Here is a 2,852-nt window from a genome sequence, read left to right as displayed (position 1 = left end):
ACCCCGGCCCCCCCCGCCACATCGGGGCGGGGCCCAGGGGCGCCGCTCGGGGGTGGCCGCACCCCCGCGCCGACCCCCCCCCGCCCGGGCGGTCCGCCACACCGCACTGCCGTTTCGGCGCCCGCGTGCCGTTCGGGAGGTCGCCGATGGAGCTCACCAAGGTCACGACTGCGCTGAAGGCCAACGCCCTGGAGCTGGCGATCCTCACCGGCCATCTGATCCTCTACCCCTCCGGCATCGCCGCCGAGCGCCCCGCGCCCGCCCAGGAGGCGGGGACGGGCACCGGCCGGCCGGTCGTCCTGCTGCACGGCTTCGTCGACAACCGCTCGGTCTTCGTCCTGCTGCGCCGCTCCCTCGCCCGGCACGGCCGTCACCCCGTCGAGTCGTTCAACTACTCTCCGCTCACTTTTGACCTTCGCACCGCCGCCGAGCTGCTCGGCCGCCATGTGGAGGACCTCTGCGCCCGCACCGGCCACCGCGAGGTCGACCTCGTCGGGCACAGCCTGGGCGGCCTCATCGCCCGTTATTACGTACAGCGCCTCGGCGGTGACACACGGGTGCGCACGCTGGTCATGCTCGGCACCCCGCACTCCGGCACCGCCGCGGCGCCCTGGGTCGGCGCCCACCCCCTGATCCGGCAGATGCGCCCCGGCTCCGAGGTGCTGCGGGAGCTCGCCGAGCCCGCGCCAGGCTGCCGTACGCGCTGTGTCAGCTTCTGGAGCGATCTCGACCAGGTGATGGTCCCGGTGGAGACCGCACGGCTCGACCACCCCGATCTGCTGGCGCACAACGTGCGCGTCAGCGGGATCGGCCATCTCGCCCTGCCCGTGCATCCGACCGTCGTCGCCGGGATCCGCGAGGCCCTCGACTCCGAGGATGCGGCCGCCACGCCGGAGGCCGAGCCGGGAGCCGCGTCCGTGGCGTGATTCCCGCGCCGCCGCCCCGGCGCGCGACCCGGCGCATATCCCGGCACACACATGCCTGACGACCCGCCAGAAGGTGTCCGTTCTTCGAACGTTCCTCGAACACAGAGCCAAAGCTCTTCCCCTGGGCCGCCGAAACACGGCCGATTGCCCGTTTCCTGTGGACCCAAAACCCTCGGAAGATTGTCGCCTGCGTATACCGCCGGGTACAGTCGCGCCACTGCTTAACCCCGGGACACCCCTCTGCGGGCCCGCCCCGGGCTGGTCCTGCCGCCGAGGCGAGAGAGAAGTTGGTGAACGACCAGCACCCCCACGCCGGGTACGTCGGAGACGACGCCCACAGCACCGGCGGCTTCGCCACGGACCCGCTCTTCGGCGCCCTCCCGGGCGGTTACGACGCGGGCCACAGCGGCCAGTACGACACCACTCAGTGGAGCGGCAGCCACCAATGGGACGCCGGCACGTACGACACCTACGTCGCACAGCAGCCGATGGCGCAGCAGTACGACACCACCGGCCAGTACGACGTCTCGGGTCAGTACGACGCCACGGGTCAGTGGGACGCGACCGCCTGGAGCGAGGCGCAGCAGACCGGGCAGTACGAGACCGCGTACTTCGCCTCGTACGACACCACCGGTCAGTGGACGACCCCCGCCTTCGAGACGGGTACGTACGACGCCACCGCCTGGAACTACGCCGCGCCGGAGCAGGACCTCCTGGTCGCCGACCCCGTCGTTCCGCAGCAGTACACCCCCGAGTACGAGTTCGTTCCCGAGCAGCAGACCATGCAGCCGGCCGAGCACCAGCCCGAGTACGCCACCCAGCCCGAGCACACCGCGCACACCGCGCAGTTCGAGGCCCTCACGCAGGACGACTCGTACGCGGACTCGTATGCGGACACGGACGTGGACGCGGACACGGACGGGTACACGTACGAGTACGTCTACGAGCCCCCGGCGGAGTCCGAGGAGCCGGCCGTCGAGAGCGCGGAGTCCGCGGTCGGCGCGGCGGCCGTCGTCGCCCGCCCGGTGCGCCGTTCCTCCGGTGGCAGCCGAGGCCGTCGCCGTACGCCCGCCAAGCGCTCCGCGCTGCTGACCGTCGCCGTTCCGTCCGCCTGTGTCATGGGCGTCGCCGGTATCGCGGCCGCCTCGGTCGGCGGGCTCGCCGACGCGGGCGACACCAAGGACGACACGACGGCGCTCGCCGCCGCCGACCCGTCCTCGGTCAAGCCGGTGGCCGCCAACAACGAACTGGACACCCAGCTCGCGGCGCTCAGCGCCGACGCCCGCGACTTCGGCGACCGCGCCAGCCGCACCCAGGAGCGCATCGACCTGAAGCTGCGCCAGGAAGCGGAGAAGAAGAAGCGCGAGGAGGAGGCGGCCCGCAAGGAGGCGCTGCGTCCGAAGTTCGCGCTTCCGGTGAAGCTGCACGAACTCAGCGCGCGCTACGGGCAGGCGGGCGTCAACTGGATGTCCGTGCACACCGGCATCGACTTCCCGGTGCAGTACGGCACGAAGGTGATGGCCGCGACCGACGGCACGGTCCGCACCCAGTACAACAGCGCCTACGGCAACATGGCGATCGTGACCGCCGCGGACGGCACGGAGACCTGGTACTGCCATCTGAGCAGCACCAAGCTCCGCAGCGGCAAGGTCAAGGCCGGTGACGTCATCGCGTACTCCGGCAACTCCGGCAATTCCACCGGCCCGCACCTCCACTTCGAGGTCCGGCCGGGCGGCGGCGCGGCGATCGACCCCGAGGCGTGGCTGCGCAGCCACGGTCTCAGCCCCACCGGCTGACGCTTCGCACACAGACGACGAGAGGGGCCCCGGCCGCGGGGGGGGGGGGGGGCGGGGCGGCCCGGGGGTTTTAAAGAAATGGTCCCCCGCTGCGTTATTACAATTAGACCCCCCCCACACACCGATGTTA

At 71.6% G+C, this 2,852-nt stretch carries 2 protein-coding genes; both read left to right on the top strand.

The window, feature by feature from the left end:
* Window positions 1-146 precede the first annotated feature (146 nt).
* Complete coding sequence (locus ACFVZW_RS23470) at window positions 147-926, top strand: esterase/lipase family protein (protein WP_384524426.1); 780 nt, start codon at window positions 147-149, stop codon at window positions 924-926.
* Between the two features lie 290 nt (window positions 927-1,216).
* The gene (locus ACFVZW_RS23465; RefSeq protein ID WP_384524423.1) at window positions 1,217-2,722 is read left to right on the top strand and encodes a M23 family metallopeptidase; all 1,506 of its coding nucleotides are present in this window, start codon (window positions 1,217-1,219) and stop codon (window positions 2,720-2,722) included.
* The last annotated feature ends 130 nt before the right edge of the window (window positions 2,723-2,852 follow it).

Origin of the sequence: Streptomyces sp. NPDC059567, assembly GCF_042735655.1 — a bacterium.
Taxonomy (GTDB): Bacteria; Actinomycetota; Actinomycetes; order Streptomycetales; family Streptomycetaceae; genus Streptomyces.
The sequence above is the reverse complement of the archived record's forward strand: the minus strand, read 5'-3'. Positions and strand labels throughout refer to the sequence as shown.